We start from the raw sequence: 26,167 nt of genomic DNA, 5'->3' as shown, positions 1-26,167 counted from the left end.
TGCCCCGCGACTGAAGCCACCGTGTGAGTGTGGGGAGTTGGCGGGTGAGTGTGAGGCGATGGTCGTTGGTAAGGGCTTTCCAGCAGCCTGGTGGCCACACTCGATGCGATGTCCTCCAGTGCGCCAGCGAAGCCACCGTGTTGTTTGAGGAGGGCGTAGCTCCCGCGGGGGTTCGGTCGTTGGGATTGTGAGCTGGTAGCTGTGGACATTCCGTTCCGATGCCGTTACTTTCCGTAAGGGCGTTCGATCGACGGGGAGCGGGCGCCGGTGGTGAGGAGGACAAGGAATGTCGGGGCGTTATCGGGTCGGCGCCGCACTCGCCGGCGCTGCGGTACTGACAGCGGCGGGACTGGTGGCGGCGAACTGGGCCACCGCGGACGATGCCAAGCATCGGGTCGCGCCGGGGCCGCGGGTGGAGCCGACGAAACTGATCGGCAAGCCTGCGCAGAAATCTTCGCTGACCGCTGAGGCGCTGCAGAGCGAGCTCGGGTCACGTGCGGTCGGGAGCTACTACGACAGTGCGGGTGACCTGGTGGTCGCGGTGTCGGATGCCGCGACGGCCGAGCTCGTGCGAGCAGCCGGCGCGGTTCCCAAGCTGGTGCGCTTCACCGCCGCCGAGCTCAACTCCGTGCAGGCCGAGCTGAACCGGCTGGCCGTGAAGTCGCGGCCCGGCAAGGTCCGCTCCTGGTACGTCGATCCGATCACCGGCACGGTCGTGGTCAACGTTCCCCAGGGGGCGCACGACGTGTTCACGCAGCGGTTCGTGGAGCGGGCCAAGGAGCACGGCGACCAGGTCACCGTGCGGACCGTCTACGGCAAGGTGACCACGACGGCCGACGACTTCAGCCTGCGTGGCGGGTTCCAGGTCGACAAGAACACCGGCTACGTCTGCTCACTCGGCTTCAACGCCCGGACCGCCAAGGGCACCCGGGTCTTCCTGACCGCGGGGCACTGCACGGCCGGCCGGCCGTCGTTCTCGCGGAACGGCTACATCCTCGGCAAGACGCTCACCTCGAACTTCCCCGACAACGACTTCGGCAGCGTCGACGTGATCGAAGGCTGGGACCAGCAGGGGTACGTCGAGGGCTGGGGTTCCGGCAGTGTCGCGGTCTACGGGACGGCGAGTCCCACGGTCGGGTCCGAGCTGTGCAAGTCGGGCAAGAGCACCGGCTGGACCTGCGGCCGGATCGTCGCCAACAACGTCACGGTCAACTACGGCAACAACAGAATCGTCCGCGGCCTGTTCCAGCACACGGCCTGCGTCGAGTCCGGTGATTCCGGCGGCGCCAACATGACCGGCAACTACGCCCAGGGCATCACCAGCGGCGCCGCGCTGATCGACGGCAAGTGCCTGGACAAGTCCAACCGGCCGAACGAGTCCTACTCGCAGCCGATCGAGGAAGCCCTCCGCGGCACCCAGACCAGCCTGGTCCTCGGTAGCTGATTCCCCGTGTGTCCCACCGGCCCACTACGGTGGGCGGGTGGGAATCGGGACGTGGGGTCACGTGGACGGGCTGCCGGTCGTGGACCGGAGTCTCGTCATGGGCGTCGTGAACGTGACGCCGGACTCGTTCTCGGACGGCGGTGAGTGGTTCGAGCCGGCCGCCGCGATCAAGCACGGCCGTGAGTTGCTGGCCGAGGGCGCCGACCTGCTCGACGTCGGCGGTGAGTCGACCCGGCCCGGCGCCGAGCGGCCGACGCCCGCCGAGGAGATCCGCCGGGTGCTGCCGGTGATCGAGACGCTGGCCGCCGAGGGCGCGCTGATCTCGGTCGACACGATGCGCTCCGAGATCGCCGCGCTGGCACTGGACGCGGGCGCCGCGATGATCAACGACGTCTCCGGCGGCCAGGCCGATCCGGAGATGCTCGCGCTGGTCGCCGAGCGCCGGACGCCGTACGTCTGCATGCATTGGCGCGGGCATTCCATCGACATGCAGAACAAGGCCGAGTACGGCGACGTGGTGGCCGAGGTGATCGCCGAGCTCGGCGAGCGGCTCGACGCGATGCGCGCCGCCGGCGTCGACCTGAACCGGGTCGCCCTCGACCCCGGTCTCGGGTTCGCGAAGAACGCGGACCACAACTGGGAGATCCTGCGCCGGCTGCGGGAATTCGCCGTACTGGGCCGGCCGTTGCTGATCGGTGCGTCCCGGAAGGCGTTCCTCGGTAGGCTGCTCGCCGACGAACAGACCGGCGAACCCAGACCGGCCGTACGACGAGACGATGCGAGCGCGGCCGTTACCGCCCTGGCCGCCGCCGCGGGAGCCTGGTGTGTCCGGGCGCACGCGGTGGCCCCCAGCGCGGACGCGGTCCGAGTGGCGAAGAGATGGGGAACCGTATGACGGACGGACCCGGGAGCTCCCGGCCGAGCGAAGGTGCGCGGGGTGCGACCGTCGAGGACGTCGTGCTGACCGCCAACACCGCGTTCTACAACGCGTTCGAGGCCGGCGACCTGGATCTGATGGCGGCCGTCTGGCTGCCCGAACCGGATCCGGTCTGCATCCATCCGGGCAACGCGGCGATCTATGGGTACGCCGAGATGATGCGGGCCTGGGCGATGATCTTCGCGAACACGCCGTACATCCAGTTCTTCCTCACCGACGTCCAGGTACGGGTGGATGAAGACGTGGCCTACGTCACGTGTACGGAGAATGTCCTGTCGTCGGGCGAAGGTGCTCCCGAAGAAGGTTTCGCGGGTGGGAAGGCGCTCGCGACCAACGTCTTCCGCAGAACTTCCAGCGGCTGGCGGTTGTGGATCCACCATGCCTCCCCGGTACTGTCGTCTGGGGGTCAACAGGAGGAGGCGGAATGAGCGGTCCCGTGTCCCCTCCTGACGTGATCGAGATCAGGGGTATCCGCGGTTTCGGACGCCACGGGGTCTTCGATCACGAGCGGGCCGACGGGCAGGAGTTCGTCGTGGACGTCCGGCTGGAGCTGGACACTCGTCAAGCCGCGGCCTCCGACGACCTGGCCGACACCGTGAACTACGGCGTGGTGGCCGAGCAGGTGCACCAAGCGATCGAGAGCGATCCGGTGGACCTGATCGAGACCCTCGCCCAGCGCATCGCCGACCTGTGTCTCGCCGACCGGCGGGTGACAGCGACCGCGGTGACCATCCACAAACCCTCGGCGCCGATCTCGGTGCCGTTCGACGACGTTGTCCTGACCGTGCAGCGCAGAGCCGGAGAATCCTCGTGACCGAGACCCCAAGTCCTTACGTCATCGACGCGGACACCCTGAGCGGTGGCCTCAAGCCGATTCGCCAGGTGATCCTGTCGCTCGGCAGTAATCTCGGCGACCGTGAGGCGAACCTGCAGGGCGCGATCGACGCGCTGCGGGACACCCCGGACGTCGTCGTGGTCGATGTCTCGCCGGTCTACGAGACGCAGCCGATCGGTGGCCCGGACGAGTCCGGCCCGTACCTGAACGTGGTGCTGCTCGCCGACTCGACGCTGTCGGTCGACCTGCTGCTGGACCGCGCGCACGCGATCGAGCAGGCCTTCGGTCGCGAGCGCAGCGTGCCGGGCGCGCCGCGGACGCTGGACGTCGACCTGATCACCTACGGCAAGAAGACGATCGAGTCCGAGGAGCTGACCATCCCGCACCCGCGGGCGCACGAGCGGGCGTTCGTGCTCGCGCCGTGGCTGGACATCGAGCCGGACGCTGTCCTGCCCGGGCACGGTCCGGTCACGGAGCTGCTGGAGAAGGTCGGCACCGACGGTGTGACCAAGCTCGAGCTCGAGCTCCAGTAGTGGCCGCCGGCGGTCCCGAGTCCTCCTCCGCTCCTGGTTCCGGCCAGGAGCCGCGGCGTCCGGGGTCGGTCCGGCCGACGTCTCGGCGGCTGCTGATCGCGATCGCCGTCCTCGGTGCGGCGGTCGGCTTCACGATGGTCAAGGCGATCGAGGCCGGTGGCGGGGTCGCGCCGGCGGTCTCCTGGCTGACGCTGGTCGCTTGGGCGTTCCTGGCCGCGTTGCTCTTCGCCGCGGCCCGCAACACCCAGCAGCGAGTTCAGGTACGGCGTGAGCGGGTCGAACCGCAGCGCGCCGTGTTCCTGTTGCTGATCGGGAAGGCGAGCGCATTCGTCGGCGCGTTGTGCACCGGTGTGTACGGAGGGTTCGCGTTATCCTTCCTGCGAGGCGTGAGTGCCTCGGGACCTCGTAACAGGGTGATCATGGCCGGCCTCGCCGTCGTGATCTCAGTGCTGGTCGTCACGGCCGGATTGTTGCTGGAACGTGCGTGTCGTATTCCCGACGACCCCGACGAGACCGCCTAACATGACGGTCCATGGGGTCAAGGGGTAGCCGCCGTCGAACCAGGACCACCGTTCTCACCGTCGCCAACGCGCTGTTGATCGTTGTGTGTCTCGGTGTCAGCGTTGCGTTGTTCACTCAGAACACCTGGATTCTCCGCTCTGCAGCGATTGCTGCGGTAGCGGTGGCGATCGCTGCCTCGGTGCTGTTCCGCCACCAGTTGCTGGTCGAGCGGCTCGCGCATTCCGACGAACGCGCCCAGGTCGCGCAGGAGTACTCGCGGATCACCAGCGCGCGCGTGGTCGAGAACGCGGAGTTCGTCGACCTGATGCAGCGCCGGCTCGACAAGATCGACGCCCGCCTGGACAAGATCGACGAGGAAGTCGCCACGGTCGTTGCCGCAGGCGACAAACACTCGCACGCCGACGCGCCCACGGTGGTCGACCTCAAGCTGCGCGGTCTCGCCGCTTCCTGATTGCAGGTAAGCGCTTCCCGGCGTCGGGTAGGTTGGAGGGCGTGGATCTCGCTCAACTGCTGAAAGTTGCCCAGGCTGCCGTCGACCAAGGACGGACAGTGACGGACACCCGCGGACCGGGTGCGCTCACCTTCAAGAGCGACCGGGACATGGCGTCCGAGGTCGACTTCGCGGTCGAGCGGAAGATCCGCGAGTTCCTGGAGCGGGAGACGCCGGAGATCGGCATCCAGGGCGAGGAGGAGGGCGGCCCGACCGAGGGCACCCGCTGGGTCCTCGACCCGATCGACGGGACGGTCAACTTCGTCCACGGTGCGCCACTGTGGGCGATCTCGCTCGGCCTGATCGTCGACGACCGGGCGGTCGCCGGAGTGATCGACCACCCGCCGCTCGGCACCCGGTACGCCGCGGCCGAGGGCCTGGGTGCGACCTGTAACGGCAAGGCCATCCAGGGCAGCCAGTGCACGACGCTCAACGAGGCGCTGATCGCGATGGGCGACTACGCGATCGGCCCGAACGCGGCCGAGCACAACCCGCGCCGTACCGAGCTGCACAACCTGCTGGTCCCGCGCGTGCAGCGCCTGCGCATGATCGGTACGGCGGCCACCGCGTTGACGTGGACGGCCAACGGCTTCTTCGACGCGACGATCATGTACTCGAACAAGCCGTGGGACACGATGGCCGGGGTCGCGATCTGTCGCGAGGCAGGGCTGCAGGTCCTCGACCTTGACGGCAGCCAGCACTCACCGGCCTCGCGTGGCACGTACGCGGTCGCCCCGGGCCTCGTCGACGAACTCACCGAGTTGATCGTGGAGGCCGGCGTACGGGGGATCTGAAATACCTGAGCCACGTCGTGGGTTGTCAGTCGGTATGACGACGCTGGGCATCATCGGAAGTGGAAACATCGGGACCGTGCTGGCGAAGCTGGCGGTCGCGGCAGGAATAGACGTCGTACTGGCGAACTCGCGTGGGCCGGAGAGTCTGCGGGAGAAGGCCGCCGAGCTGGGCGTGCGGGCCGGGACGGCCGTGGAGGCCGCCGAGGCGGGAGACCTCGTCGTGGTGACGATCCCGCTCGGCCGGTACGCCGAGGTCCCGGTCGAGCCGCTCGCCGGCAAGATCGTGATCGACACCATGAACTACTACCCGGGTCGTGACGGCCGGATCGAAGAGCTCGACAACGAGACCGTGAACACCGCCGACCTGCTGCAACGGCACCTGCCGGAGTCGCGGACGGTGAAGGCCTTCAACAACATCGCAATGGTCCACCTGCTCAACCTGGCCCGGCCCGCCGGTGCCGACGACCGCAGTGCGCTGCCGGTCTCGGGCAACGACGCAGAAGCCCGGAAGACGGTCATCGAGCTGCTGGACAAGCTCGGCTGGGACGCGGTCGACGTCGGCCCGCTCAGTGAGAGCTGGCGGCACGAGCGCGAGACGGCCGTGTACGTCGACCCCTACCTGCCCGAAGGCAGTTCGCTGGAACGCATCTTCGGCGAGGGCTACAACGACCCGGGCAAGCCCGCCCCGGCCGCCGAGATCGAGAAGCTGATCGCCACCGCCCACCGTCCGCCGGTCAAGGACCTCCAGGCCTGACGTACTACTTGTCGATGTCGCCGACGACGAAGAACATGCTGCCGAGAATCGCGATCATGTCCGGGATCATCGTCCCGGGCAGGAGCGCGGGCAGCGCGGAAATGTTGTTGAAGCTGGCGGAGCGGAGCTTGAGCCGCCAGGGTGTCTTGTCGCCGCGCGAGACGAGGTAGTAGCCGTTGATGCCGAGCGGGCTCTCGGTCCAGGCGTAGGTCTGGCCCTCGGGGACCTTGAGGATCTTGGGCAGCCGGACATTGACCGGGCCTGCCGGCATCGACGAGAGCTTGTCGAGGCACGCGTCGACGAGATCCAGTGCGACCTTCACCTGCTCGAGCAGCACCCAGAAGCGCGCGAAGCAGTCGCCGTCGGGCCGGGTGACGACCCGGAGCACGTCCTGGAGTTCGCCGTACGCGAGGTAGGGCTCGTCGCGGCGCAGGTCCGCGTCGACGCCGGAGGCGCGGGCGATCGGGCCGGAGACGCCGTACTGGGCGACGAGCTCGGGGGAGAGCTTGCCGATGCCGACAGTGCGGGCGCGGAAGATCTCGTTGCCGAGGATGAGGTTCTCGATGTCGGGGAGCCGCTTGCGAACCGCGGCGGAGGCGTCGGCGGTCCGGCCGAGCCAGCCGTACGGGAGGTCCTCCTTGAGGCCGCCGACGCGGTTGAACATGTAGTGCATGCGTCCGCCGGAGAGTTCCTCCAGCACGCCCTGGATGGTCTCCCGCTCGCGGAACGCGTAGAAGACCGGCGTGATCGCGCCGAGCTCGAGCGGGTACGAGCCGAGGAACATCAGGTGGTTGAGGATCCGGTTCAGCTCCGCGAGCAGCGTCCGCAGCCAGACCGCCCGGACCGGGACCTCCAGTCCCATCATCCGCTCGACCGCGAGTACGACGCCGAGCTCGTTGGCGAACGCCGACAACCAGTCGTGGCGGTTCGCGAGCACGATGATCTGCCGGTAGTCGCGGACCTCGAACAGCTTCTCCGCACCACGGTGCATGTAGCCGACGATCGGCTCGCACCCGGCGATCCGTTCGCCGTCCAGCGTCAGCCGCAACCGCAGTACGCCGTGCGTCGCCGGGTGCTGCGGTCCGATGTTGAGCACCATGTCGGTGGTCGCCAACTGCGACCCGTCGCCGGTCCCACCCCGCTCGAACGCCGGGTCGAATCCGGCCGCCCCGGCCCCGACACCCACGACCTTCTCAACGCTCATACCCCCTATCGTGACAGGCTGGGTCCGTGGACGATCTCTTTGCACCCTCCGATGTCAGCTGGACGCCGGTCTCACCGCAGCTCGCGTCGGTTCGGCGCGTCAGTGCGGCGATCACGGCCGGAGTGCTCGGGATCGCGGTGCTGCTCGCGCTCGGACTCACCCTGGGCTGGCTGTACGGCGTACTCGGGCTGGTCGTGGTGGCCGCGGCGTTCGGGTGGTCGTGGGTGCTGATCGGCCGCAACCAGCGCTCGTGGAAGTACGCCGAGCGCGAGGACGAGCTGATGGTCAGCCACGGAATCATGTTCCGCGAGCTGATCGTCGTGCCCTACGGACGGATGCAGTTCGTGGACGTGGCCGCCGGGCCGTTGGAGCGCGCGTTCGGGATCGCCACGGTCGAGCTGCACACGGCCACGCCGGCGACCGACGCCAAGATCCCTGGTCTGCACCCGGACGAGGCTGCCCGGCTGCGTGACCGGCTGTCCGCCCTCGGCCAGGCGCAGGCGTGGGGCCTGTGACCGAGCCCGTGGTGGAGAAGGTGGGTGCTCGCCTGCACCCGCTGACGCCGTTTGTGAAGGGCTGGGGATATTTCGCGGTCGCAGCGGTCGCCCTGGTCAACAACGAGGGTCTGCGGAGCAATCTGGAGATCGCCGGGCTCGGACTGGTCGGCGTACTGGTCGGTGGCATCCTGCTCGGTGCACTGTCCTGGTGGTTCACCAAGTGGCAGCTGACCGACGAGGCGATCCGCGTCGACAGCGGCTTCCTGTTTCGGCGTACGCGGATCATTCGGTTCGACCGCATCCAGGCCATCGACGTGGCGCAGCCTTTCGTGGCGCGCCTGCTCGGCATGGCCGAGCTGCGGATGGACGTGGCGGGTGGCGGCAAGAGCGACGGCAAGCTGAGCTACTTCAAGTACGCCGAGGCTGGGGAACTGCGCACCGTCCTGCTGGTCCGGGCCAAGGGCGAGCAGGCGGTTCAGCAGCAGGACCAGGAGCAGCAGCAGGAGCCGGAGGCGCTCCTGGTCGTCCCGACGAAGCGCCTGCTCGGTGCGACGCTGCTGTCGTCCACAGTTCTCGGTAGTGCGGGCGCACTGATCTGGTTGATCGTCGCCACCATGGTGTTCGACTTCCACGTCGGACTCTTCGCCGGTCTGCCCCTGCTGCTCGGTGTCGTCCAGCCGATCTGGAAACAGGTCATCGGCAACTATGGCTTCGCCCTCTCCCAGACAGACCACGGACTGCGCACCAAGCGTGGCCTGCTCGACGTCCAGCGCCAGACGATCCCGCCGGGACGTGTGCAGGGGCTCCTGATCACCGAGCCGCTCATCTGGCGCCTGCTGGGCTGGTCCCGCGTCGAGCTGGACATCGCAGGTGTCGCGGGTGGCCAGGAGGATGGCGAGGACCGCCTCGAAGGCGCGCAGCTGCTCCCGGTCGGCGAGCGCGGCGAGGTCGCCGCAGTGCTCATGCGCGTGCTCCCCGGCTTCAATCTGGAGGCCATCGACCTGCAGCGCGCCCCCGAGCGCGCCAAGTGGTTGCGCCCGATCGGCTGGCGCTACCTGGCCTACGGCGCCGACGAGCAGGTCTTCGTCACCACCGCTGGCTGGATCAGTCGCCGTACGTCGATCGTGCTGCACCACAAGACGCAGTCCGTCCGACTGACCCAGGGGCCGCTCCAGCAGCGCCTCGGCCTGGCCGACGTACACATCGACACACCGCTCGGTCCGACCAACGCTGTCGCCCTGCACCGGTCGGCCGAAGAGGCTGCCTGGCTGACCCAGGCGCAGGCACACCAGGCACGGCAAGCCCGACAAGCCATTGAGAGCACTCGTCCGGATCAGTCGTAACTTCTGTGGGCTAGTCCGCATCGTGGTGAGCATGAAGACTTTGACGACGCGTATCTCCGCAGCGGCCGTGTCCGCAGTACTGCTGGGCGGCCTGGCCGTGGCGACCTCCGGAACGGCGACCGCCGCAGCGACCGCTGCCTGCACCGTGCCCATGCACGCGATCACCAGCAACGGCGACACGAAGGGCGTGACCGTCACCGGCACCACGCCGCCGACCAGCGCCACCGGTACCCCGCAGCACGAGTTCGCCGCCGGTGCCGCGAAGCTCTCCTCGAACTGGAGCTGGAGCGCGGATGTGGCCGGTGCCTCGGTCGAGGCCTACGTGGTTCTTGGCACGTCGCTGTACGCCGTGAGTGACGTCTACTCCGAGTCGACCGGTCAGTGGGAGCACAAGGAGACCAAGGTCGGCATCAACTGGGACAAGTTCAGCATGATCGAAGAGTCCTGGGCCGGGGCCGCCACGGGCTCCCGCAACGCCCGCTACGGGCTGCGGAACGACGGTGTGCTGTTCCGCTGGACGAACGGCTTCCAGACCGTCGCCTCCGTCGCCGGCTTCTCGGACATCAAGGCGATGACGCTGATCAGCCAGACCGCGACGTACGACACCTTCCTGGCCACCACCAAGGCCGGTGTGCTGGAGACGATCCACATCCCGTCGACCACGCCGCTGAAGCCCGTCGTGAAGACCGTCCGCGGCTCCACCTGGCAGGGCTTCGAGACGTTGGTCGCGAACAGCTGCGGCACCGGCACGTTGCTGACCGCGATCGACAAGGACACCAACTCGGCGTACGTCTACTCCATCGGTCACGCCACCGGCACCAGCACGCCGATCACCAACCTCGGCAAGCTGTCCACGCCCCTCGCCGACCCGGTCTACGCCCGCTACCGCTCGGAGAACGACCCGTTGCTGGCCGGCGAGTGACTCACGACCCAGCCGAACCCGCCGAGTCCTGACGGGTCCAGCAGCTCGGCCGCCTCACCTGCCGCGGACAACGCGGCCAGGTAAGCGGCCGAGTCGTTGGTAGCCAGGTCCAGAGGCGGACGCTGGGCCGAAACGCCAAGCTGCGTGAGCATCGCGCGCTGTGTGTGGATCTCGCCGCCGACAGCCGCTGCGAGTGAGTCGAGCGCCACGTGCGCAGTGATGTCGCAGCTGCCGTCCAGCACTGGCTCGCACTCGCGACCTCCGCGGAAACCAGTCAGAGTCCCGTACGGCGGCCTGTCGTCCGCCGTGTGCCCGTAGTCGATCGCCACTGCAACACCGTGGTCGAGTCGCGCAACCACGGCCGCCCAAGCCTCGTCTCTCGACAGACCGATCTCCGCCCGATCACCCGGCTCGCCAGGCCACCACTGCTGCAACCACTGCAGATCGTTGCCCTGTACAACGTCACCCAGTGTCAGGTCAGCCGTCAGATAACGCGGTACGCCGTCCTCATCCCACTCGGCCAGTTCACACGGGACGTTGTCGAGCCACTCGTTGGCCACGACCAGTCCGGTCAGCCGGGCAGGCAGCTGATCGTCCAGCTCGATCTCGACCACCTGCAGCCCTTCGGCCCGCAGTACCCGACCCAGCTCGCCGGAGCCGGCCGCGATGTCGGTCACTCGATCGGCGCCGATCTGTCGCGCTAGACGAGCGATGGCCTGGCCGAACAGCTCCGATGCGTGCACCGACGTACGGAAGTGCGCGGCCGGGCGCTCGCGCCGGTAGAAGCCGTCCGGGCCGTAGAGGGCCTGCTGCCAGGCGGTGCGGTACGTCATCCGCCCAGCGGTACGGCGTCGAACTGGCTCCAGACGCCGTTCTTGTCCTCGCGCCACAGGCCTAGCTCGGTCAGCTGGACCACGGGCGCCGGCTCGGCGGCTAGTGCGGCCTGGGCCTCGGCGACCACGCCGGGGCCGCCCTGGGCGGACGAAGAGATGGTCAGGTGCGGGTGCGGTTCCGCGAACTCACCGCCGTACGGCGGGCAGTCGGGGAAGGCCGCGAAGACGGCCTTGAGCAGCGCACTCACCTCGTCGAACGGCTCCGGCCGCAGCCAGGCGGTTCCGTTCGGGAACTGGCCCGCAGTCGGGAAGGTGAGCTCGAACGGCTGCACGGACCGAGTGACGGCGCGCAGCCGCTCCACATCCTCCGCTGTGGGCTCCGCGACCCACGGGACCAGCACAGTGACGTGCGGCGGGATCAGCTCCGTCAGCGGCACGTGCGGCCGAGCGCTGGAGCGTGACACCGAACGCCACCGATCCGTGTACGCCGCCAGCTCGGGCACTGTGATCAGAATCGCGGTCAGTTCGGTCCGGGCGGCCCATTCATCGGTCACCACACCATCCTGTCATCGCCTAGGCTGACCGGGAGATCGTCTGGTACCCCACCGCGGGACTGGAACGAAGAGAGTTGAGTGATGGAACGGATCGGCTTGATCGGAGCCGGCCGGGCCGGAACCGCCTTGGGAGCAGCCATGGCGGCCGCCGGGTATCCCTTGGTCGGAGTCTCCGCGCGGTCGAGCGCGTCACGTGAACGCGCCGCCCGCCTGCTTCCGCATGTGCCTGTGCTGCCGCCCGACGAGGTGGCGGGCCGGGCCGACGTCGTACTGGTGGCTGTGCCGGACGGTGCGATCGCTGCCGTCGCGCACGAGCTCCCACTCACCACCGCCCAGTACGTCGTGCATCTGTCGGGTGCCCATGGACTCACACCGCTCCAAGGGCTACCGGCCACCCCGGTGGCGCTGCATCCGCCGATGACGTTCACCGGTGTGGACGCCGTCGAGCTGCGGAACGTGGTCTTTACTGCCACCGCGCCGGACGCCGCTCGGGACGTTGTCGAGCGGCTGGTGAAGGCGCTCGGCGCACAGGTGCAGTGGGTGGCCGAAGAGGAGCGGGTGCGCTATCACGCCGGTGTGGTGCACGCTGCGAACCACCTGACCACCTTGCTCGCCCAGGCGTTCGCCGTACTGCGGGAGGCGGGTGTCGCGGATCCTTCGGCAACACTCCGGCCACTGCTGACGGCAACCCTCGACAACACGCTGCGATCCGGTCATCATGCGCTGACCGGGCCGATCGCCCGGGGCGATGTCGAAACGGTGGCAGCACATCTGACGGGACTCCACGGACGCACCGCGAGCACGTATGCCGAGCTCGCCGCGGCGACCGTGGACCTGGCACTGGCGGACGGACGGCTGGACGCGGGCACGGCAGCCCGGTTCGGCGAGGTGCTGGAGCGGTATCGAACAGGGGAGGCACCGCGATGAGACTCACCCAGACGAAGGCCGAACTGCGGGCGGCGACGGCGGTCCGGCCACGGGCGGTGGTGATGACGATGGGCGCGCTGCACGAAGGACATGCGGCGTTGCTGGCCGAGGCCCGCGAACGGGTGGGCCCCGAGGGCAGCGTGGTGCTGACCATCTTCGTGAATCCGTTGCAGTTCGGGCCCACCGAGGACTTCGACCGCTACCCGCGCACGCTGGCCAGTGACCTGGCGATCGCGAAGAACGAGGGCGTCGACCTGGTCTTCAACCCGTCGCGCGACGAGCTCTACCCGAACGAGCCCTCGATCACCGTGCACCCCGGCCCGCTGGCCGACGAGCTGGAGGGCATGGTCCGCCCTGGCCACTTCGGCGGCGTGCTGACCGTGGTGTCGAAGCTGCTGCACCTGACTCAGCCGGATCTGGCGCTGTTCGGTGAGAAGGACTACCAGCAGCTCACGCTGATCCGCGAGATGGTCTGCGACCTGGACTGGAACGTCGACATCGTGCCGGTGCCGACAGTTCGCGAGCCCGACGGTCTCGCGATGTCCTCACGCAACCGGTACCTCGACGAGACCGAGCGTGACGAGGCCCTGGTTCTCTACCGCGCTCTCACGGCCGGAGCGAAGGCCGGCATGAACGGACCGGACGCCGTACTGGCCGCTGCGCACGCGGAGCTCGAGGCGGTGCCCTCGGTCAAGGTCGACTACCTGGCACTCCGGGCGCCTGACCTGGGCCCGGTCATCGGCCCCGGCGAAGCGCGGATGCTGATCGCTGCCCGCGTGGGTCAGACTCGTCTCATTGACAACATTTCCATCACCTTGCGATGAACTTGGTTGATACGGTCACTGAATGACCGCACCCGCAGTCCCGCAACGGCTTGCTGCTCCGGAGCCCGGCTGGACCGACACAGTGGACGTGGTGGTGATCGGCTCGGGCATTGCCGGGCTGACCGCCGCGCTCAAGGCCCGGGAGCTCGGGACGGTGCTGGTGGTGACGAAGGACGTTGTCGCCTCCGGCTCGACCCAGTGGGCGCAGGGCGGTATCGCTGCCGCCCTCAGTCCCGAGGACTCTCCGGAAGAGCATCTGCAGGACACTCTGGTCGCAGGAGCCGGGCTGTGCGACCCGGACGCCGTACGGGCGCTGGTGACCGAGGGGCCCGACGCAGTTCGCGAGCTGATCGACCTGGGCACGCGGTTCGATCTCCTGGCCAACGGTGAGATCTCGCTGACCCGTGAGGGCGGGCACCACCGCAACCGCATCGCACACTCCGGTGGTGACGCGACGGGTGCGGAGATCGAGCGGGCGCTGGTCGCTGCGGTGAAGCGGGCGCCGGACATCCGGCTGATCGAGCATGCGCTCGTCATCGACCTGCTGCGCGCGGCGGACGGCGCTGTCGCCGGTGTGACCCTGCATGTGATGGGTGAGGGACAGCTCGACGGTATCGGCGCGATCCGCAGCCGCGTGGTGATCCTCGCGTCCGGTGGGCTCGGCCAGTTGTACGCCGCCACTACCAACCCGAGCGTCTCGACCGGTGACGGGATGGCGCTCGCACTGCGCGCCGGCGCGAAGGTGCGCGACCTGGAGTTCGTGCAGTTCCACCCGACCGTGCTGTGGCTGGGCAAGAGCGCGAAAGGCCAGCAGCCGTTGGTCTCCGAGGCAGTCCGCGGTGAGGGCGCGTTCCTGGTCGACCATGAGGGCAAGCGCTTCATGCAAGGGCAGCACGAGCTGGCCGACCTGGCGCCACGCGACATTGTGGCGAAGGCGATCATGCGCGAGATGCTTGCCTCCGGCAAGGATCATATGTACCTCGACGCCCGCCACTTCGGTGACGAGAAGTGGCGCGTGCGGTTCCCGACCATCCTGGCGTCCTGCCGCTCGCACGGTATCGACCCGGTGCGCGAGCTCATCCCCGTCGCGCCGGCCTGCCACTACTCGTCCGGTGGGGTCTGGACCGACCTGAACGGGCAGACCTCGGTGCCAGGTCTGTTTGCCTGCGGTGAAGTCGCCTGTACCGGTGTACACGGCGCCAACCGGCTCGCCTCGAACTCCCTGCTCGAAGGACTCGTCTTCGCGCACCGCATCGCCGCTCACCTGGCCAAGGGTCTGCCTGAGCTGCGTGAGCCGGCCGCCGATGCCCGCGTCCCCGGTCTGGTCGACGCGGACGTCGTACCGGAGCTGCAGCGGGTCATGACGGTCGGAGCCGGAGTGATCCGGAGCGCGTCCGGTCTGGCCACAGCCGGTGAGGCACTGGCCACGTTGATCGAGCAGCCGGCTGGTGAGCCGGGCACTCCGGGCTGGGAGGCGACCAATCTGGTGACTGTCGCCTCGGCCCTGATCGCTGCCGCTACTGCGCGCGAGGAGAGCCGTGGCTCGCACTGGCGCGAAGACCACCCGGATCGCGACGACCAGCACTGGTCAGGCAATCTGGACCTCGGACTGCTCGCCGACGGCGAGCGTTCCCGCCCTGGAACGACCTTCGTTCCCCAGAAGTCAGAGGAGAAGCACCCGCATGGATGACACCGTCGATCGGCAGTGGGTCGGTGACCTCGTGCGTGCCACCATCGAGGAAGACCTTGCCGGTGGTGTGGACGTCACGACGACCGCCACGGTCGACCCGGACCAGGTCTCGGTCGCCGAGCTGGTCGCCCGGGGCGACGGCGTGGTCGCGGGGCTGGAGATTGCCGAACTGGTGATTCGGCAGGTCGCCGCCCCCGGCGAGGTCGAGCTCGAGCACTCGGTCGCCGATGGCGCATCGGTACGGCGGGGCGACGTACTGATGACGATTCGCGGTAAGACGCAGCAACTGCTGACCGCCGAGCGGACGTCGCTGAACCTGCTCTGCCACCTGTCCGGTGTGGCCACGCTGACCCGTCGCTGGGTGGACGCGGTCGAGGGCACCGGTGCGGTCATCCGGGACACCCGCAAGACGATGCCGCTGCTGCGCTCACTGGAGAAGTACGCCGTCCGCTGCGGCGGCGGCCGCAACCACCGGATGGGGCTGTCGGACGCCGCGCTGATCAAGGACAACCATGTGATCGCGGCCGGTGGGGTGGCTGAGGCCTTCCAGCTGGTGCGCAAGGCGTTCCCGGAGATCTCCATCGAGGTCGAGGTGGACACGATCGAGGACACACTGATCGCGGTCGAGTCCGGCGCCGAGCTGATCCTGCTCGACAACATGGATGTCCCGTTGCTGCGGGAGGCTGTCGAGAAGGTGGCCGGCCGGGCCAAGCTGGAGGCGTCCGGTGGGCTGACGCTCGACCGGGCCCGCGAGGTCGCTGAGACCGGTGTGGACTTCCTGGCGGTTGGGGCGCTGACCCACTCCGCTCCGGTGCTGGACATCGCGCTGGACCTCAAGGCCGTCTGATGCTGCTGGCCGTCGCCGTCGAGAACACCAGAACCCTTGTGGGGCTGGTGTTCGAAGGCACGGTCAAACGCCACTGGTGGGTCGGCACGGACCCACGCCGTACGGCGGATGAGTGGGCGGTGCTGATCCAGGGACTGCTTGCGGGTGAGGCGCCGGTGTCGGGGATCGCGGTCTGCTCCGCCGTACCGCAGGTGCTGCACGAGTTGCGCGATCTGGTCACCCGCTACTACCGGAACGTGCCGAGTGTGGTGGTGGAGCCGGGTGTCAAGACCGGACTGCCGGTCCTGGTCGACAACCCGCGCGAGGTCGGCACAGATCGGATCGCCAATGCCCTCGCCGCAGTCCAGCTGTACGGCGCTCCGTGCCTGGTCGTGGACGTCGGTACGGCGATCACCATCGACGTGGTCAACGCAGCCGGTGCGTTCACCGGCGGAGTGATTGCCCCGGGCATCGAAACGTCGACCGACGCGCTGGGTGACACGGCTGCCCAGCTCCGCCGGGTCGAGCTGGTCCGGCCGCGCGCGCTGGTCGCCAAGAATACGGTCGAAGCGTTGCAGTCCGGCGCTGTGCACGGCTTCGCCGCCATGGTCGACGGACTGGTCGATCGGATCCGTGCGGACCAGTCCTTCGCCCCGGACACCCCCGTCGTACTGACCGGTGCCTTGGCGTCGCTACTGCTGCGCGACCTCACAACACCGGTCCAGCACGAGCCCCTGCTCACCTTGCGCGGTCTGCACCAGGCATTCGCGCGCAACCACGCCTAGCTCTCGATCGGCCGGCCCACCGTGAGTGCGGCCCGCAGGCCCTCCGGAAGTACGTTGAAGACGGAGTCCGGCTGCGTGCCGGTGCCGTCGAGGGTCTTCGAGAAGAAGCAGCGGACGGTTGCCGCCAGTACGACGTCCAGTACGTCGTCGTCGGTCAGCCCGGCGGCTTTGAGTTCGTCCACGTCGGCTTGCGTGACGGTGTCGGCAGCCAGCGCGACTTTGCGGGCGAAGGCCATCACCGCGCGGTCGACCGGGTCGGAGGCGGTCGCGGTGGCGAGCTCGGTCACCTCCTCGGAGGTGTAGAACTTGTCGGCGAGGAGCTGCCCGTGCGCGAGGCTGCAGTAGCTCGACTTGAGCGCGGTGGCTGCCGCGAACGTCGCGATCTCGTAGCGGCGGAGGTCCATCGACGCCTTGACCGCGGCGTTCAGTTGCAGCCAGGCGTCGAAGACGGCCGGCCGGGCAGCGAAGGTGCGGACGTAGTTCGGCACATGTCCGGCCGGGGCGCGGTGTGCCTCGAGGAAGTCCTTGTTCTCCGGTAGTGCGATGAACGCCATGATGTTCCCCCCTTGGTCATCCCCCTGTGGTGGTAACTCTCCACGGTATCGTGCAGCCCGTCGGTTGTGAGGCAGCTGGAACGAGGTGGTCTTTGTGCGGCGGATACTCGCCGTGGCACTGGTGATGGTGACCAGTGCATCCGTCCTGACCGCCTGTACGGCGGATCCGTCCCCGTCGGCCGTGTCGGTGGCCTGGGCCGGTGACGGCAAGAACGCCGTTCGAGTCACCTGGAAGGACGCTGACGCACCCAACCGGATCACGATCGAGGGTGTGCTCAGCGAAGGGCCGTCGTACGTGCAGTACCTGCCGGCGACGCAGCCGAACAGCTGGGACATCCCGACCACCGCGTTCCCGCCGGACGGCAACTACCGCGTCGTCGTCACCAACGGGACGACGAAAGAGGGGCTGACCGGGAAGCCGGCCAAGTCGCCGGTCTTCGACACCGACGGCCCGGTCCGGCCGAACTCGGCGTTCGCCGTCGCGCAAGGGCGCGGTGCGCTGATCCGCTGGGCTGTGCCGGCCGCGCCGCCGGACTTCACGCCGAACGACCCGCTCGACGTCGAGGGGCCGAAGGCGCAGAAGTATGTGCCGATGATCGGCCGGCCGGGATCGCAGCCCACACCGATCGGCCCGGCCACGACCTCGCAGCGGCAGGTGATCAACAGCATCAAGCCGCCGTACCTGTTCCAGTTGCGGACCGAGAACGAGTGGTCGAGCTCTGTCGGCGGCCAGGTGGTCGGCTTGACCAGTACGGCGACAGTGTTCGTGCCGCCGCTGGCGCAGTACAGCCTGCCGATGCGGGTGCGCGGCCGGGTGGTGCTGCAGGAGACGTACTGCGCTGCTGAGACGGCCTGCGCACTGCAGCAGACCACCTCGGCGGGTATTCCGCTGACTGTGCTGACCCAGGTCACTCCGAAGGCGCGCTGGAGTCCGGTGGCTCGTGGGAAGACCACGGCCGGCGGGCACTACGACATACCGGTTGTCACTGCTGGTAGTCGGCCGTACAAGGTCGTGGCGGGTTCGTACGCCAAACCCGGCGTACTGACGAGCGAGTCGGCGACTCCGGCCGTCTTCACGCGTGCGGTGGTCCGGCTGCTGGCCGGTGGGTACCTCGGCGGCAACAACAAGAAGCGCGGCGAGATGGTGACCATCTTCGCCAGAGTGGCGCCGGCCTACACCTCGGTGGCGACTCTGCAGCTGTGGAACCGGCAGACCCGCAAGTGGCAGTCCGTGAAGCTCGTGGCACTGCGCCGCGGCCAGGCGGTCTTCGGCTTCAAGATCGGTGCTGTGGGCACCTACTCGTACCGGTGGGTGCTGCCCAAGGCTGCCTCCGGCGGCCGGAACATGGACGGGCTGACCACCCCGAAGCTGGACCTACGGATCCGGCCTTAGGCCTCGGCGGACTCGGGCTCGAGGCTCAGCTCCGCGGGGCGGTGCCGGCGGCGGATCTTGTAGTACGCGTACGCCGCGACCGCGCCGACGCCGATCACCACCAGCGCCCAGACCGACACCTGGCCGAAGATCTTGTCCGCGTTGTCACCGATGTGGAAGGCAACGATCCCGATCGTGGCCGACCAGGCGATACCGCCGGCCGCGTTCGCGATCAGGAACTTCGGGTAGGGCATCCGCAGGGTGCCGGCCATCGGGCCCGCGAAGATCCGCAGCAGGGCGACGAACCGGCCGAAGAAGACCGTCCAGACGCCGTAGCGGTGGAAGTACTTCTCGGCGCGGGCGATCCGGTCGGCCGAGAAGTGTTTGAACCGGCGGCCGAGCCGGTCGAACAGGCTCCGGCCCGCGCGGCGGCCGATGTAGTAGCCGATCGAGTCGCCGACGATCGCGCCCGCCGCGGCGGCCCCGATCACGAACTCGATCCGCAGGTCGCCCTGCGAGGCCAGCAGCGCGGCGGCGATCAGCGTGGTCTCGCCGGGTAAGGGCACTCCCATGCTCTCGACGCCGATGACCAGTCCCACCACCAGGTACGCCACGACTGCCAGCCCACCGGTCGGTATCGCGATTGCGAGCGCTTCCCCCATGTACCCATAGTGACATCGGTCGGCAACCGGTTAGCTGACCTGGGAGGTACTTCGGGGGAAATTCAGGGTCGCGGTGCTTCGCCGGACGGCACGACGGTGAACAGGGTGTGGACCGCACGGGTGCCCTCGGGGTGGTCTTCCTTGGTCCGGCCCTTGCGGTAGCGGTCGACCAGCTCCTGTAGCTCCGTGCCCAACTGCTCGGTCTCATCGCGGGTCAGCCAGAGCCGGGAGCGGCTCATCGCACTGATGTCGTCCCACGGGTCGTCACCGGGCATGTCGGCGAACAGCTGCAGGATCCGGTCCAGTGCGACCCGCATCATCGCCTGGTTCGCCATCCGCCCGGAGGCGGTCGACTGCGACGGGATGACCAGTCCCTTGGCCGGCGCCCGCCAGGGGCGCTCCCGGCCGTCCGTGGACTCGGCGCGCTCGACGATGCCCCAGCGCTCGAGCGACCGGAGGTGGTAGCTCATCGCGGACGGCGTCAGCCCGGCCAGCTCCGCGCACTCGGTCGCGGTCAGCACCCGGCCGTTGTAGAGCTCGTCGATGACCAGCTGCCGGGCCGGATGCGCCAGTGCCCGGATCGCCCGCGGATCCGTGAGCACGACCTGCTTCTTCTCGGCCACGGCGTCAGCGTACCGATCCTCGGCGGCCTTGACGCCAGCAGATGTGAAGGGTTTACTTCACATTTATGAAGCAAACCTTTCAGAGTTCGTTGTGGTCGCACCGGGACATCCGGCTGGTGCTGCCCGCCCGCGCCGTCTCGTACGCCGGGGATGCGATCGCGATGATCGCTCTGATGCTCCGCGTCAAGGAGTACGGCGGGCCCGGGGCGATCACGGTCCTGTTGCTGGCGTTCGCCGTACCGACCGTGGTGATGATTCCGGTGGCCGGGCGGATCGTGGACAGCTACGACTCGCGGGTGGTGCTGGTCGCGGCGACGCTGCTGCAGGCGGTCGCCGGCGTCGCGGTGGCGTTCAGCCATGACCTGGTGAGCACTGTCGGTCTGGTCTGCGTGCTGCAGGTGGGACAGGCAGTCGCAGGGCCCTGCTGGGGTGCGCTGATCCCGCGGATCGTGGGGGAGGACCTGATCGGACGCGCGACCGGTACCAGTCAGGCGCTGATCGGTGTCGCCATGCTGGTCGGCTCCGCGGTGGGTGGCGTTCTGGTCGGGTGGATCGGTGGCCGGGACGCACTGCTGGTGGATGCGGCCACCTTCGGGCTGCTCGCGGTCGTCGCTGGTCTGGTGCGGACGCGGCGGCGGCCGGAGCCGGGAGTGGCTCGGGAGCCGGGAGCATTCATGGCCGGACTGCGCTGCCTGTTCGACGACTCGCTGCTGCGGATCCTGCTGCTGTGTCTATGGGGCTTCGTGCTGGTCGGTGAGGCCGTCAACGTGGTGGAGGTCTTCCTGGCGACGGACGTGATCGGTCTGAGCGCCGCTTGGTACGGATGGCTGCTGGCGGCTCAAGGTGCCGGCACGATCATCGGCGCCTGGGGTAGCGGTCGACTGGTGTCGAGCACCTCCCGCTCTCGGGCGGTGCTGGCCGGTATGGCGGCCATTGGAGTCGGCATGGTGCTAATGGGTGTCTCTGGCGGCGCAGCTGTGCTGGTGCTGGGCGCGGTGGTCACTGGGTTGGGTGCCGGCCTCCTGAACTCCGCCGTCAGCACGTTGATCGTCACTCGGGTCGCGGATGCGGTCCGTGGCCGGGTGGTCGCCGCACTCTCCGGAACGGTCCGGGGCTGCAGCCTGATCGCGTTGCCGCTCGGTGGTCTGATCGGAGGGCTGCTCGGGCCGCGGTCGACGTTCGTGGCGTGTGGACTCGTCTGCGTGCTGGGTGCCGGAGTGGCCGCCGTACTGGTGGTGCGAACAAAGGATTCGGTTGTGGAGGCGGTCAGTCACTAGCCTTGGCTCATGACTGATACACACGTGGACCCGACTGACGACCTGCCGGAGCAGATGCGGGTTCGCCGGGAGAAGCGTGACCGCCTGCTGGCGGAAGGCGTCGAGCCCTACCCGATCTCGGTACCGCGGACGCACCTGCTGAAGGACCTGCGCGCGACATACGACGGGCAGGACCTGGAGCCGGACACGAAGACCGGCGAGCAGGTGTCGGTGGCCGGCCGGGTGATCTTCCTGCGCAACACCGGCAAGCTCTGCTTCGTCCGGCTGCGTGAGGGTGACGGCACCGAGCTGCAGGTGATGCTTTCGCTCGCCGACGTCGGTGAGGAGGAGCTGGCGCGCTTCAAGCAGCTCGTCGACATCGGTGACCTGCTGGCTGTCCAGGGCGAGGTCGTGACGAGCCGCCGGGGCGAGCTGTCGGTGCAGGCGACCGGTTGGCAGATGGCCGCCAAGACGCTGCGCCCGCTGCCCAACGAGCACAAGCCGCTGAACGAGGAGGCGCGCGTCCGGCTCCGGTACGTCGACCTGATCGTGCGGCCGGAAGCGCGGGACATGGTCCGGGCCAAGGCCGGCGTACTGAAGTCGCTGCGGGCGACGTACGACGCGCACGGCTTCATCGAGGTGGAGACACCGGTCCTGCAGCTCACCAACGGTGGTGCCGCGGCCCGGCCGTTCAGCACGCACCTGAACGCGTTCGACCAGGAGATGAAGCTGCGGATCGCGCTCGAGCTCGACCTCAAGCGCGCGATGATCGGCGGCGTCGACCGGGTCTTCGAGATCGGCCGCACCTTCCGCAACGAAGGCCTGGACTCCACCCACGCCGCGGAATTCTCGATGATCGAGGCCTACCAGGCGTACGGCGATTACGACACGATGGCCGAACTGATCCAGGAGCTGATCCGGAACGCCGGCGAAGCGATCGGTCGCAGCACCGTCACCGCGCGCGACGGATCGGAGATCGACTTCACCCAGCCCTTCCGGCACGCGACGCTTTTCGGGCTGCTGTCGGAAGCTGTTGGCGAGAGTGTCGACCAGACCACCGATCTGGCCGCACTGCTGAAGTTGGCCGAGCAGCACGAGGTCGAGCTGCAGCCCGGCCGGAATGCCGGTGAGATCGCCGTCGACTTGTTCGAGAAGCTGTGTGAGCACACTCTCATCCAGCCCACCTTTGTTCGTGACTATCCGGAGTCGGCGCGGCCCTTGGCCAAGCCGCACCGGGAAATCCCGGGCCTGGTCGAGGCCTGGGACCTGTTCGTCAACGGCGTCGAGCTGGGGGTCGCCTACTCCGAGCTGAACGACCCCGTCATCCAGCGCGATCGCCTGGTGGCACAGTCGTTGCTGGCCGCCGCCGGTGATCCCGAGGCGATGGAACTCGACGAGGACTTCCTGCGCGCGATGGAGTTCGGAATGCCGCCGGCCGGTGGCATGGGGATGGGTCTGGATCGGCTCATCATGCTCTACACCGGCGCCGGTATCCGGGAGACGATTCTGTTCCCGCTGCTCCGGCCGGAGTGATTCACCGCGATTTCCCGCACCGGGCCGTGGATGCTGCATAGCACATCCGCGGCCCACTGCATTTTTTGGGGCTATTTGAATACGCAAGGTCACGGCCGGTCCACGCCACTTTGCGGAACAATCCGGCCGGAGAATGACAAGCGGGTGGTTTGTGCGGTACAAATCAGGTGCAAACAATTCGGCAGGGGATTGTGCCCGGTGACGGGTGCAGGAAGGATTGTCATCGATGGCGCAAAGGGTGCAGGTGGTCCTCGAGGACGATCTCGACGGCGGTAAGGCCGACGAGACCGTAACCTTCGGGCTGGACGGGACGACGTACGAGATCGACCTTTCCAAGAAGAATGCCGCCAAACTGCGCGACGCCCTCGCCGGGTACGTCGGTTCGGCCCGCCGGGTGGCCGGCCGCCGCGGCGCCGCCGGGAAGGCCCGCGGTCGCGGCCGGTCCGCCTCGGACTCCGCCGACATCCGGGCCTGGGCCAAGGAGAACGGCTACGAGGTCAGCGAGCGCGGCCGGATCTCGGCCGAGGTGCGCGCGGCCTACAACGAAGCCAAGTAATTCGGCGAGCTTCTTGCGGTCCCGGTACCCTTGGGGTATCGGGACCGTCCGCATTCCGGTTGTTTCAGAGTGTGGACGGCCTGTCACGATCGGCCGGTGCGGGTGATGCCTGACCCGGCAGTCATCGGAGAAATTCGCTGGTGGCGAACACGCTGTCCGATCGCGGTCAGGCGGGAACACCCTGGAGATCCGCGGGGTTGTTCCCTTGTGATGCGCCCCGGGTGTCCGATCCAACAGTGATTGTTTGTTCGCCCAGAGCGAGCTTGTCGGTACCGGGGACTAGCATGCATGTACGGGGGTCGGCCCACACGGCACGTCCGACTCCTCTGAGGCAAGGAGCGCTTTGGCGATGTTTGAACGATTTACGGACCGCGCCCGTCGGGTAGTCGTCCTGGCTCAGGAAGAGGCCAGGATGCTCAGCCACAACTACATCGGGACCGAGCACATCCTGCTCGGCCTGATCCACGAGGGTGAAGGTGTCGCCGCCAAGGCTCTCGAGAGCCTGGGTATCTCGCTCGAGGCCGTTCGCTCCCAGGTCGAAGAGATCATCGGCCAGGGGCAGCAGGCACCGAGTGGGCACATCCCGTTCACCCCCCGCGCCAAGAAGGTGCTGGAGCTCTCCCTGCGCGAGGCCCTGCAACTGGGTCACAACTACATCGGCACCGAGCACATCCTGCTCGGCCTCATCCGCGAGGGTGAGGGTGTCGCAGCGCAGGTCCTGGTCAAGCTCGGTGCGGACCTGAACAAGGTCCGGCAGCAGGTCATCCAGCTGCTGAGCGGGTACCAGGGCAAGGAGCCGACCACCGCAGGTGGCGCCACCACCGAGGGGGCGCCGAGCAGCTCCCTGGTGCTCGACCAGTTCGGCCGGAACTACACCCAGTCCGCTCGTGAGGCGAAGCTCGACCCGGTGATCGGGCGCGAGACCGAGATCGAGCGGGTCATGCAGGTGCTGTCCCGGCGGACCAAGAACAACCCTGTCCTGATCGGTGAGCCGGGTGTCGGCAAGACGGCGATCGTGGAGGGTCTGGCTCAGCAGATCGTCCGTGGCGACGTCCCGGAGACGCTCAAGGACAAGCAGATCTACTCCCTCGACCTCGGCGCCCTGGTGGCGGGTTCCCGCTACCGCGGTGACTTCGAGGAGCGCCTGAAGAAGGTGCTGAAGGAGATCCGTACCCGCGGTGACATCGTGCTGTTCATCGACGAGATCCACACCCTCGTCGGGGCCGGTGCGGCCGAGGGCGCGATCGACGCGGCGAGCATCCTGAAGCCGATGCTGGCCCGCGGTGAGCTGCAGACGATCGGTGCGACCACCCTCGACGAGTACCGCAAGTACGTCGAGAAGGACGCCGCGCTGGAGCGCCGGTTCCAGCCGATCCAGGTCGCCGAGCCCTCGATCGCGCACACGATCGAGATCCTCAAGGGTCTGCGCGACCGCTACGAGGCGCACCACCGGGTGACCATCACCGATGCCGCGCTGGTGAACGCCGCGCAGATGGCCGATCGCTACATCTCCGACCGGTTCCTCCCCGACAAGGCGATCGACCTGATCGACGAGGCCGGGGCCCGGTTGCGGATCCGCCGGATGACGGCTCCGCCGGACCTGCGCGAGTTCGACGAGAAGATCGCGAACGTGCGCCGGGAGAAGGAGTCGGCGATCGATGCTCAGGACTTCGAGCGCGCCGCGGGGCTCCGCGACGACGAGAAGAAGCTGATCAACGCGAAGGCCGAGCGGGAGAAGCAGTGGAAGGCCGGCGACATGGACGTCGTCGCCGAGGTCGACGAGGAGCTGATCGCCGAGGTGCTCAGCACCGCGACCGGTATCCCCGTCTTCAAGCTGACCGAGGAGGAGTCCTCGCGGCTGCTGGACATGGAGAAGGTGCTGGCCAAGCAGTACATCGGCCAGGTGGACGCGGTGAAGGCGCTGTCGCGCTCGATCCGTCGTACCCGCGCCGGTCTGAAGGACCCGCGCCGCCCGAGCGGCTCGTTCATCTTCGCCGGCCCGTCCGGTGTCGGTAAGACCGAGCTGTCGAAGGTGCTGACCGAGTTCCTGTTCGGCGACCAGAACGCGCTGATCAGCCTCGACATGTCGGAGTACTCGGAGAAGCACACGGCCTCCCGGCTGTTCGGCTCGCCTCCTGGGTACGTCGGCTACGAAGAGGGTGGCCAGCTGACCGAGAAGGTCCGCCGCAAGCCGTTCTCCGTCGTGCTGTTCGACGAGGTGGAGAAGGCCCACCCGGACATCTTCAACTCGCTGCTGCAGATCCTGGACGAAGGTCGCCTGACCGACGCCCAGGGCCGCGTGGTCGACTTCAAGAACACGGTCATCATCATGACGACCAACCTGGGCACCAAGGACATCTCGAAGGGGGCCCTCGGTTTCTCGCAGACCTCGGACACCTCCGGCTCGTACGAGCGGATGAAGTCCAAGGTCACCGAAGAGCTCAAGCAGCACTTCCGCCCGGAGTTCCTGAACCGGGTCGACGAGATCGTGGTCTTCCATCAGCACAGCAAGGACGACATCGTCAAGATCGTCGACCTGATGCTGGCCCAGGTGGAGGAGCGGCTCAAGGACAAGGACATGGGCATCGAGCTCACGCCGGCGGCGAAGGCACTGGTCGCCGACCGTGGCTTCGACCCGGTCCTGGGCGCCCGTCCGCTGCGCCGCGCCCTCCAGCGCGACGTGGAGGACGTCCTGGCCGAGAAGATCCTGTTCGGGGAGCTGCGGCCCGGCCAGATCGTCGTGGTCGATGTCGCACCGGAGGACACCGTCGACGCCGACGGCCTGCGTGAGTACTTCACCTTCACCGGAACGCCGAAGTCCGGCGCTTCCGACCTGGAGCTGACGGACCTCGCGGCCGGTGGCACCTCGGGCCTGCAGGACTCGTAACACCAGCAAG

At 68.1% G+C, this 26,167-nt stretch carries 28 protein-coding genes; 22 read left to right on the top strand and 6 right to left on the bottom strand.

The features are described 5' to 3' along the window. The first annotated feature begins 286 nt into the window (after positions 1 to 286). The 9 genes from ABZS29_RS07030 to ABZS29_RS06990 all read left to right on the top strand — a co-directional run bounded on the left by ABZS29_RS07030 (position 287) and on the right by ABZS29_RS06990 (position 6,309). Positions 287 to 1,444 (top strand): S1 family peptidase, encoded by a 1,158-nt coding sequence (locus tag ABZS29_RS07030; protein ID WP_355459293.1) that lies wholly within the window; start codon positions 287 to 289, stop codon positions 1,442 to 1,444. A gap of 97 nt (positions 1,445 to 1,541) precedes the next feature. Further along, positions 1,542 to 2,339: a dihydropteroate synthase gene (gene folP, locus ABZS29_RS07025; RefSeq protein WP_355460837.1), complete on the top strand. Its 798-nt coding sequence runs from the start codon at positions 1,542 to 1,544 to the stop codon at positions 2,337 to 2,339. Beyond that, the gene (locus ABZS29_RS07020; protein ID WP_355459291.1) at positions 2,336 to 2,809 is read left to right on the top strand and encodes a nuclear transport factor 2 family protein; all 474 of its coding nucleotides are present in this window, start codon (positions 2,336 to 2,338) and stop codon (positions 2,807 to 2,809) included. Before folP ends, ABZS29_RS07020 begins: the two co-directional genes overlap by 4 nt. Further along, on the top strand, positions 2,806 to 3,195 hold the full coding sequence (folB, locus tag ABZS29_RS07015; protein ID WP_355459289.1) for a dihydroneopterin aldolase: 390 nt from the start codon (positions 2,806 to 2,808) through the stop codon (positions 3,193 to 3,195). Before ABZS29_RS07020 ends, folB begins: the two co-directional genes overlap by 4 nt. Then, the gene (folK, locus tag ABZS29_RS07010) at positions 3,192 to 3,749 is read left to right on the top strand and encodes a 2-amino-4-hydroxy-6-hydroxymethyldihydropteridine diphosphokinase (RefSeq protein WP_355459287.1); all 558 of its coding nucleotides are present in this window, start codon (positions 3,192 to 3,194) and stop codon (positions 3,747 to 3,749) included. The genes folB and folK overlap by 4 nt, the downstream gene beginning before the upstream one ends. Continuing rightward, entirely contained in the window at positions 3,749 to 4,270 is a 522-nt protein-coding gene (locus tag ABZS29_RS07005; protein WP_355459286.1) for a DUF3180 domain-containing protein, read from the top strand. The genes folK and ABZS29_RS07005 overlap by 1 nt, the downstream gene beginning before the upstream one ends. Before the next feature lie 11 nt (positions 4,271 to 4,281). Beyond that, positions 4,282 to 4,722 (top strand): hypothetical protein, encoded by a 441-nt coding sequence (locus ABZS29_RS07000; RefSeq protein ID WP_355459284.1) that lies wholly within the window; start codon positions 4,282 to 4,284, stop codon positions 4,720 to 4,722. Positions 4,723 to 4,763: 41 nt separating this feature from the next. After that, positions 4,764 to 5,555 (top strand): inositol monophosphatase family protein, encoded by a 792-nt coding sequence (locus ABZS29_RS06995; protein ID WP_355459282.1) that lies wholly within the window; start codon positions 4,764 to 4,766, stop codon positions 5,553 to 5,555. Positions 5,556 to 5,577: 22 nt separating this feature from the next. Continuing rightward, complete coding sequence (locus ABZS29_RS06990; protein WP_355459281.1) at positions 5,578 to 6,309, top strand: NADPH-dependent F420 reductase; 732 nt, start codon at positions 5,578 to 5,580, stop codon at positions 6,307 to 6,309. A 4-nt stretch (positions 6,310 to 6,313) separates the two neighbouring features. Here ABZS29_RS06990 and ABZS29_RS06985 read toward each other — a convergent pair whose 3' ends face one another. Beyond that, complete coding sequence (locus tag ABZS29_RS06985) at positions 6,314 to 7,513, bottom strand: NADH-quinone oxidoreductase subunit D (protein ID WP_355459279.1); 1,200 nt, start codon at positions 7,511 to 7,513, stop codon at positions 6,314 to 6,316. A 26-nt stretch (positions 7,514 to 7,539) separates the two neighbouring features. Here ABZS29_RS06985 and ABZS29_RS06980 point away from each other — a divergent pair, with 26 nt between their 5' ends. From ABZS29_RS06980 to ABZS29_RS06970, 3 genes are read left to right on the top strand one after another with little or no spacing between them, the layout of a single operon-like run. Next, the gene (locus ABZS29_RS06980) at positions 7,540 to 8,028 is read left to right on the top strand and encodes a PH domain-containing protein (RefSeq protein ID WP_355459277.1); all 489 of its coding nucleotides are present in this window, start codon (positions 7,540 to 7,542) and stop codon (positions 8,026 to 8,028) included. Further along, positions 8,025 to 9,353, top strand: a complete 1,329-nt coding sequence (locus ABZS29_RS06975) for a PH domain-containing protein (protein WP_355459275.1) — start codon at positions 8,025 to 8,027, stop codon at positions 9,351 to 9,353. The genes ABZS29_RS06980 and ABZS29_RS06975 overlap by 4 nt, the downstream gene beginning before the upstream one ends. A 31-nt stretch (positions 9,354 to 9,384) precedes the next feature. Next, positions 9,385 to 10,275, top strand: coding sequence for a hypothetical protein (locus ABZS29_RS06970; protein WP_355459273.1), 891 nt, complete (start codon positions 9,385 to 9,387; stop codon positions 10,273 to 10,275). Here the strand turns inward: ABZS29_RS06970 and ABZS29_RS06965 are convergent. Beyond that, on the bottom strand, positions 10,236 to 11,108 hold the full coding sequence (locus tag ABZS29_RS06965; RefSeq protein ID WP_355459272.1) for an SAM-dependent methyltransferase: 873 nt from the start codon (positions 11,106 to 11,108) through the stop codon (positions 10,236 to 10,238). The genes ABZS29_RS06970 and ABZS29_RS06965 overlap by 40 nt on opposite strands. After that, the gene (locus tag ABZS29_RS06960; RefSeq protein ID WP_355459271.1) at positions 11,105 to 11,662 is read right to left on the bottom strand and encodes a 2'-5' RNA ligase family protein; all 558 of its coding nucleotides are present in this window, start codon (positions 11,660 to 11,662) and stop codon (positions 11,105 to 11,107) included. The genes ABZS29_RS06965 and ABZS29_RS06960 overlap by 4 nt, the downstream gene beginning before the upstream one ends. An 81-nt stretch (positions 11,663 to 11,743) precedes the next feature. On the opposite strand from ABZS29_RS06960, the gene ABZS29_RS06955 reads away from it, so the two are divergent. From ABZS29_RS06955 to ABZS29_RS06935, 5 genes are read left to right on the top strand one after another with little or no spacing between them, the layout of a single operon-like run. Then, positions 11,744 to 12,589 carry a Rossmann-like and DUF2520 domain-containing protein gene (locus ABZS29_RS06955; RefSeq protein ID WP_355459269.1) on the top strand — a complete coding sequence of 282 codons (846 nt, stop codon included), beginning with the start codon at positions 11,744 to 11,746 and terminating at the stop codon, positions 12,587 to 12,589. Then, complete coding sequence (gene panC, locus ABZS29_RS06950) at positions 12,586 to 13,413, top strand: pantoate--beta-alanine ligase (protein ID WP_355459267.1); 828 nt, start codon at positions 12,586 to 12,588, stop codon at positions 13,411 to 13,413. The genes ABZS29_RS06955 and panC overlap by 4 nt, the downstream gene beginning before the upstream one ends. A gap of 22 nt (positions 13,414 to 13,435) precedes the next feature. Continuing rightward, complete coding sequence (locus tag ABZS29_RS06945) at positions 13,436 to 15,103, top strand: L-aspartate oxidase (RefSeq protein WP_355459265.1); 1,668 nt, start codon at positions 13,436 to 13,438, stop codon at positions 15,101 to 15,103. Continuing rightward, complete coding sequence (gene nadC / locus ABZS29_RS06940) at positions 15,096 to 15,950, top strand: carboxylating nicotinate-nucleotide diphosphorylase (RefSeq protein WP_355459264.1); 855 nt, start codon at positions 15,096 to 15,098, stop codon at positions 15,948 to 15,950. Before ABZS29_RS06945 ends, nadC begins: the two co-directional genes overlap by 8 nt. Continuing rightward, on the top strand, positions 15,950 to 16,714 hold the full coding sequence (locus ABZS29_RS06935; RefSeq protein ID WP_355459262.1) for a type III pantothenate kinase: 765 nt from the start codon (positions 15,950 to 15,952) through the stop codon (positions 16,712 to 16,714). The genes nadC and ABZS29_RS06935 overlap by 1 nt, the downstream gene beginning before the upstream one ends. On the opposite strand, the gene ABZS29_RS06930 is transcribed toward ABZS29_RS06935, so the two are convergent. Then, positions 16,711 to 17,268, bottom strand: coding sequence for a carboxymuconolactone decarboxylase family protein (locus tag ABZS29_RS06930; RefSeq protein ID WP_355459260.1), 558 nt, complete (start codon positions 17,266 to 17,268; stop codon positions 16,711 to 16,713). The two genes, ABZS29_RS06935 and ABZS29_RS06930, sit on opposite strands and share 4 nt — an antisense overlap. Positions 17,269 to 17,362: 94 nt before the next feature. Between ABZS29_RS06930 and ABZS29_RS06925 the strand changes: the two genes are divergently transcribed. Further along, a complete protein-coding gene (locus ABZS29_RS06925; protein WP_355459258.1) occupies positions 17,363 to 18,661 on the top strand; it encodes a hypothetical protein in 1,299 nt (432 codons plus the stop codon). Here ABZS29_RS06925 and ABZS29_RS06920 read toward each other — a convergent pair. Together ABZS29_RS06920 and ABZS29_RS06915 are read right to left on the bottom strand one after the other, a co-directional pair. After that, complete coding sequence (locus tag ABZS29_RS06920; protein ID WP_355459256.1) at positions 18,658 to 19,302, bottom strand: DedA family protein; 645 nt, start codon at positions 19,300 to 19,302, stop codon at positions 18,658 to 18,660. The two genes, ABZS29_RS06925 and ABZS29_RS06920, sit on opposite strands and share 4 nt — an antisense overlap. A gap of 62 nt (positions 19,303 to 19,364) precedes the next feature. Further along, positions 19,365 to 19,925: a winged helix-turn-helix domain-containing protein gene (locus tag ABZS29_RS06915; protein ID WP_355459254.1), complete on the bottom strand. Its 561-nt coding sequence runs from the start codon at positions 19,923 to 19,925 to the stop codon at positions 19,365 to 19,367. Positions 19,926 to 19,990: 65 nt separating this feature from the next. Between ABZS29_RS06915 and ABZS29_RS06910 the strand changes: the two genes are divergently transcribed. The 4 genes from ABZS29_RS06910 (at position 19,991) to ABZS29_RS06895 (ending at position 26,157) form a co-directional block, all read left to right on the top strand. After that, the gene (locus tag ABZS29_RS06910; RefSeq protein WP_355459252.1) at positions 19,991 to 21,202 is read left to right on the top strand and encodes an MFS transporter; all 1,212 of its coding nucleotides are present in this window, start codon (positions 19,991 to 19,993) and stop codon (positions 21,200 to 21,202) included. A 9-nt stretch (positions 21,203 to 21,211) separates the two neighbouring features. Continuing rightward, entirely contained in the window at positions 21,212 to 22,714 is a 1,503-nt protein-coding gene (gene lysS, locus ABZS29_RS06905) for a lysine--tRNA ligase (RefSeq protein WP_355459250.1), read from the top strand. Positions 22,715 to 22,940: 226 nt separating this feature from the next. Further along, on the top strand, positions 22,941 to 23,270 hold the full coding sequence (locus ABZS29_RS06900; protein WP_355459248.1) for an Lsr2 family protein: 330 nt from the start codon (positions 22,941 to 22,943) through the stop codon (positions 23,268 to 23,270). 349 nt (positions 23,271 to 23,619) lie between these two features. Further along, positions 23,620 to 26,157, top strand: coding sequence for an ATP-dependent Clp protease ATP-binding subunit (locus tag ABZS29_RS06895; RefSeq protein ID WP_355459247.1), 2,538 nt, complete (start codon positions 23,620 to 23,622; stop codon positions 26,155 to 26,157). Positions 26,158 to 26,167: the final 10 nt, after the last annotated feature.

Source organism: Kribbella sp. NPDC005582 (assembly GCF_040605415.1).
In the GTDB taxonomy this organism is placed as follows: domain Bacteria; phylum Actinomycetota; class Actinomycetes; order Propionibacteriales; family Kribbellaceae; genus Kribbella.
Note: the sequence above shows the minus strand (reverse complement) of the source record. Positions and strands in the feature narration are given on the sequence as shown.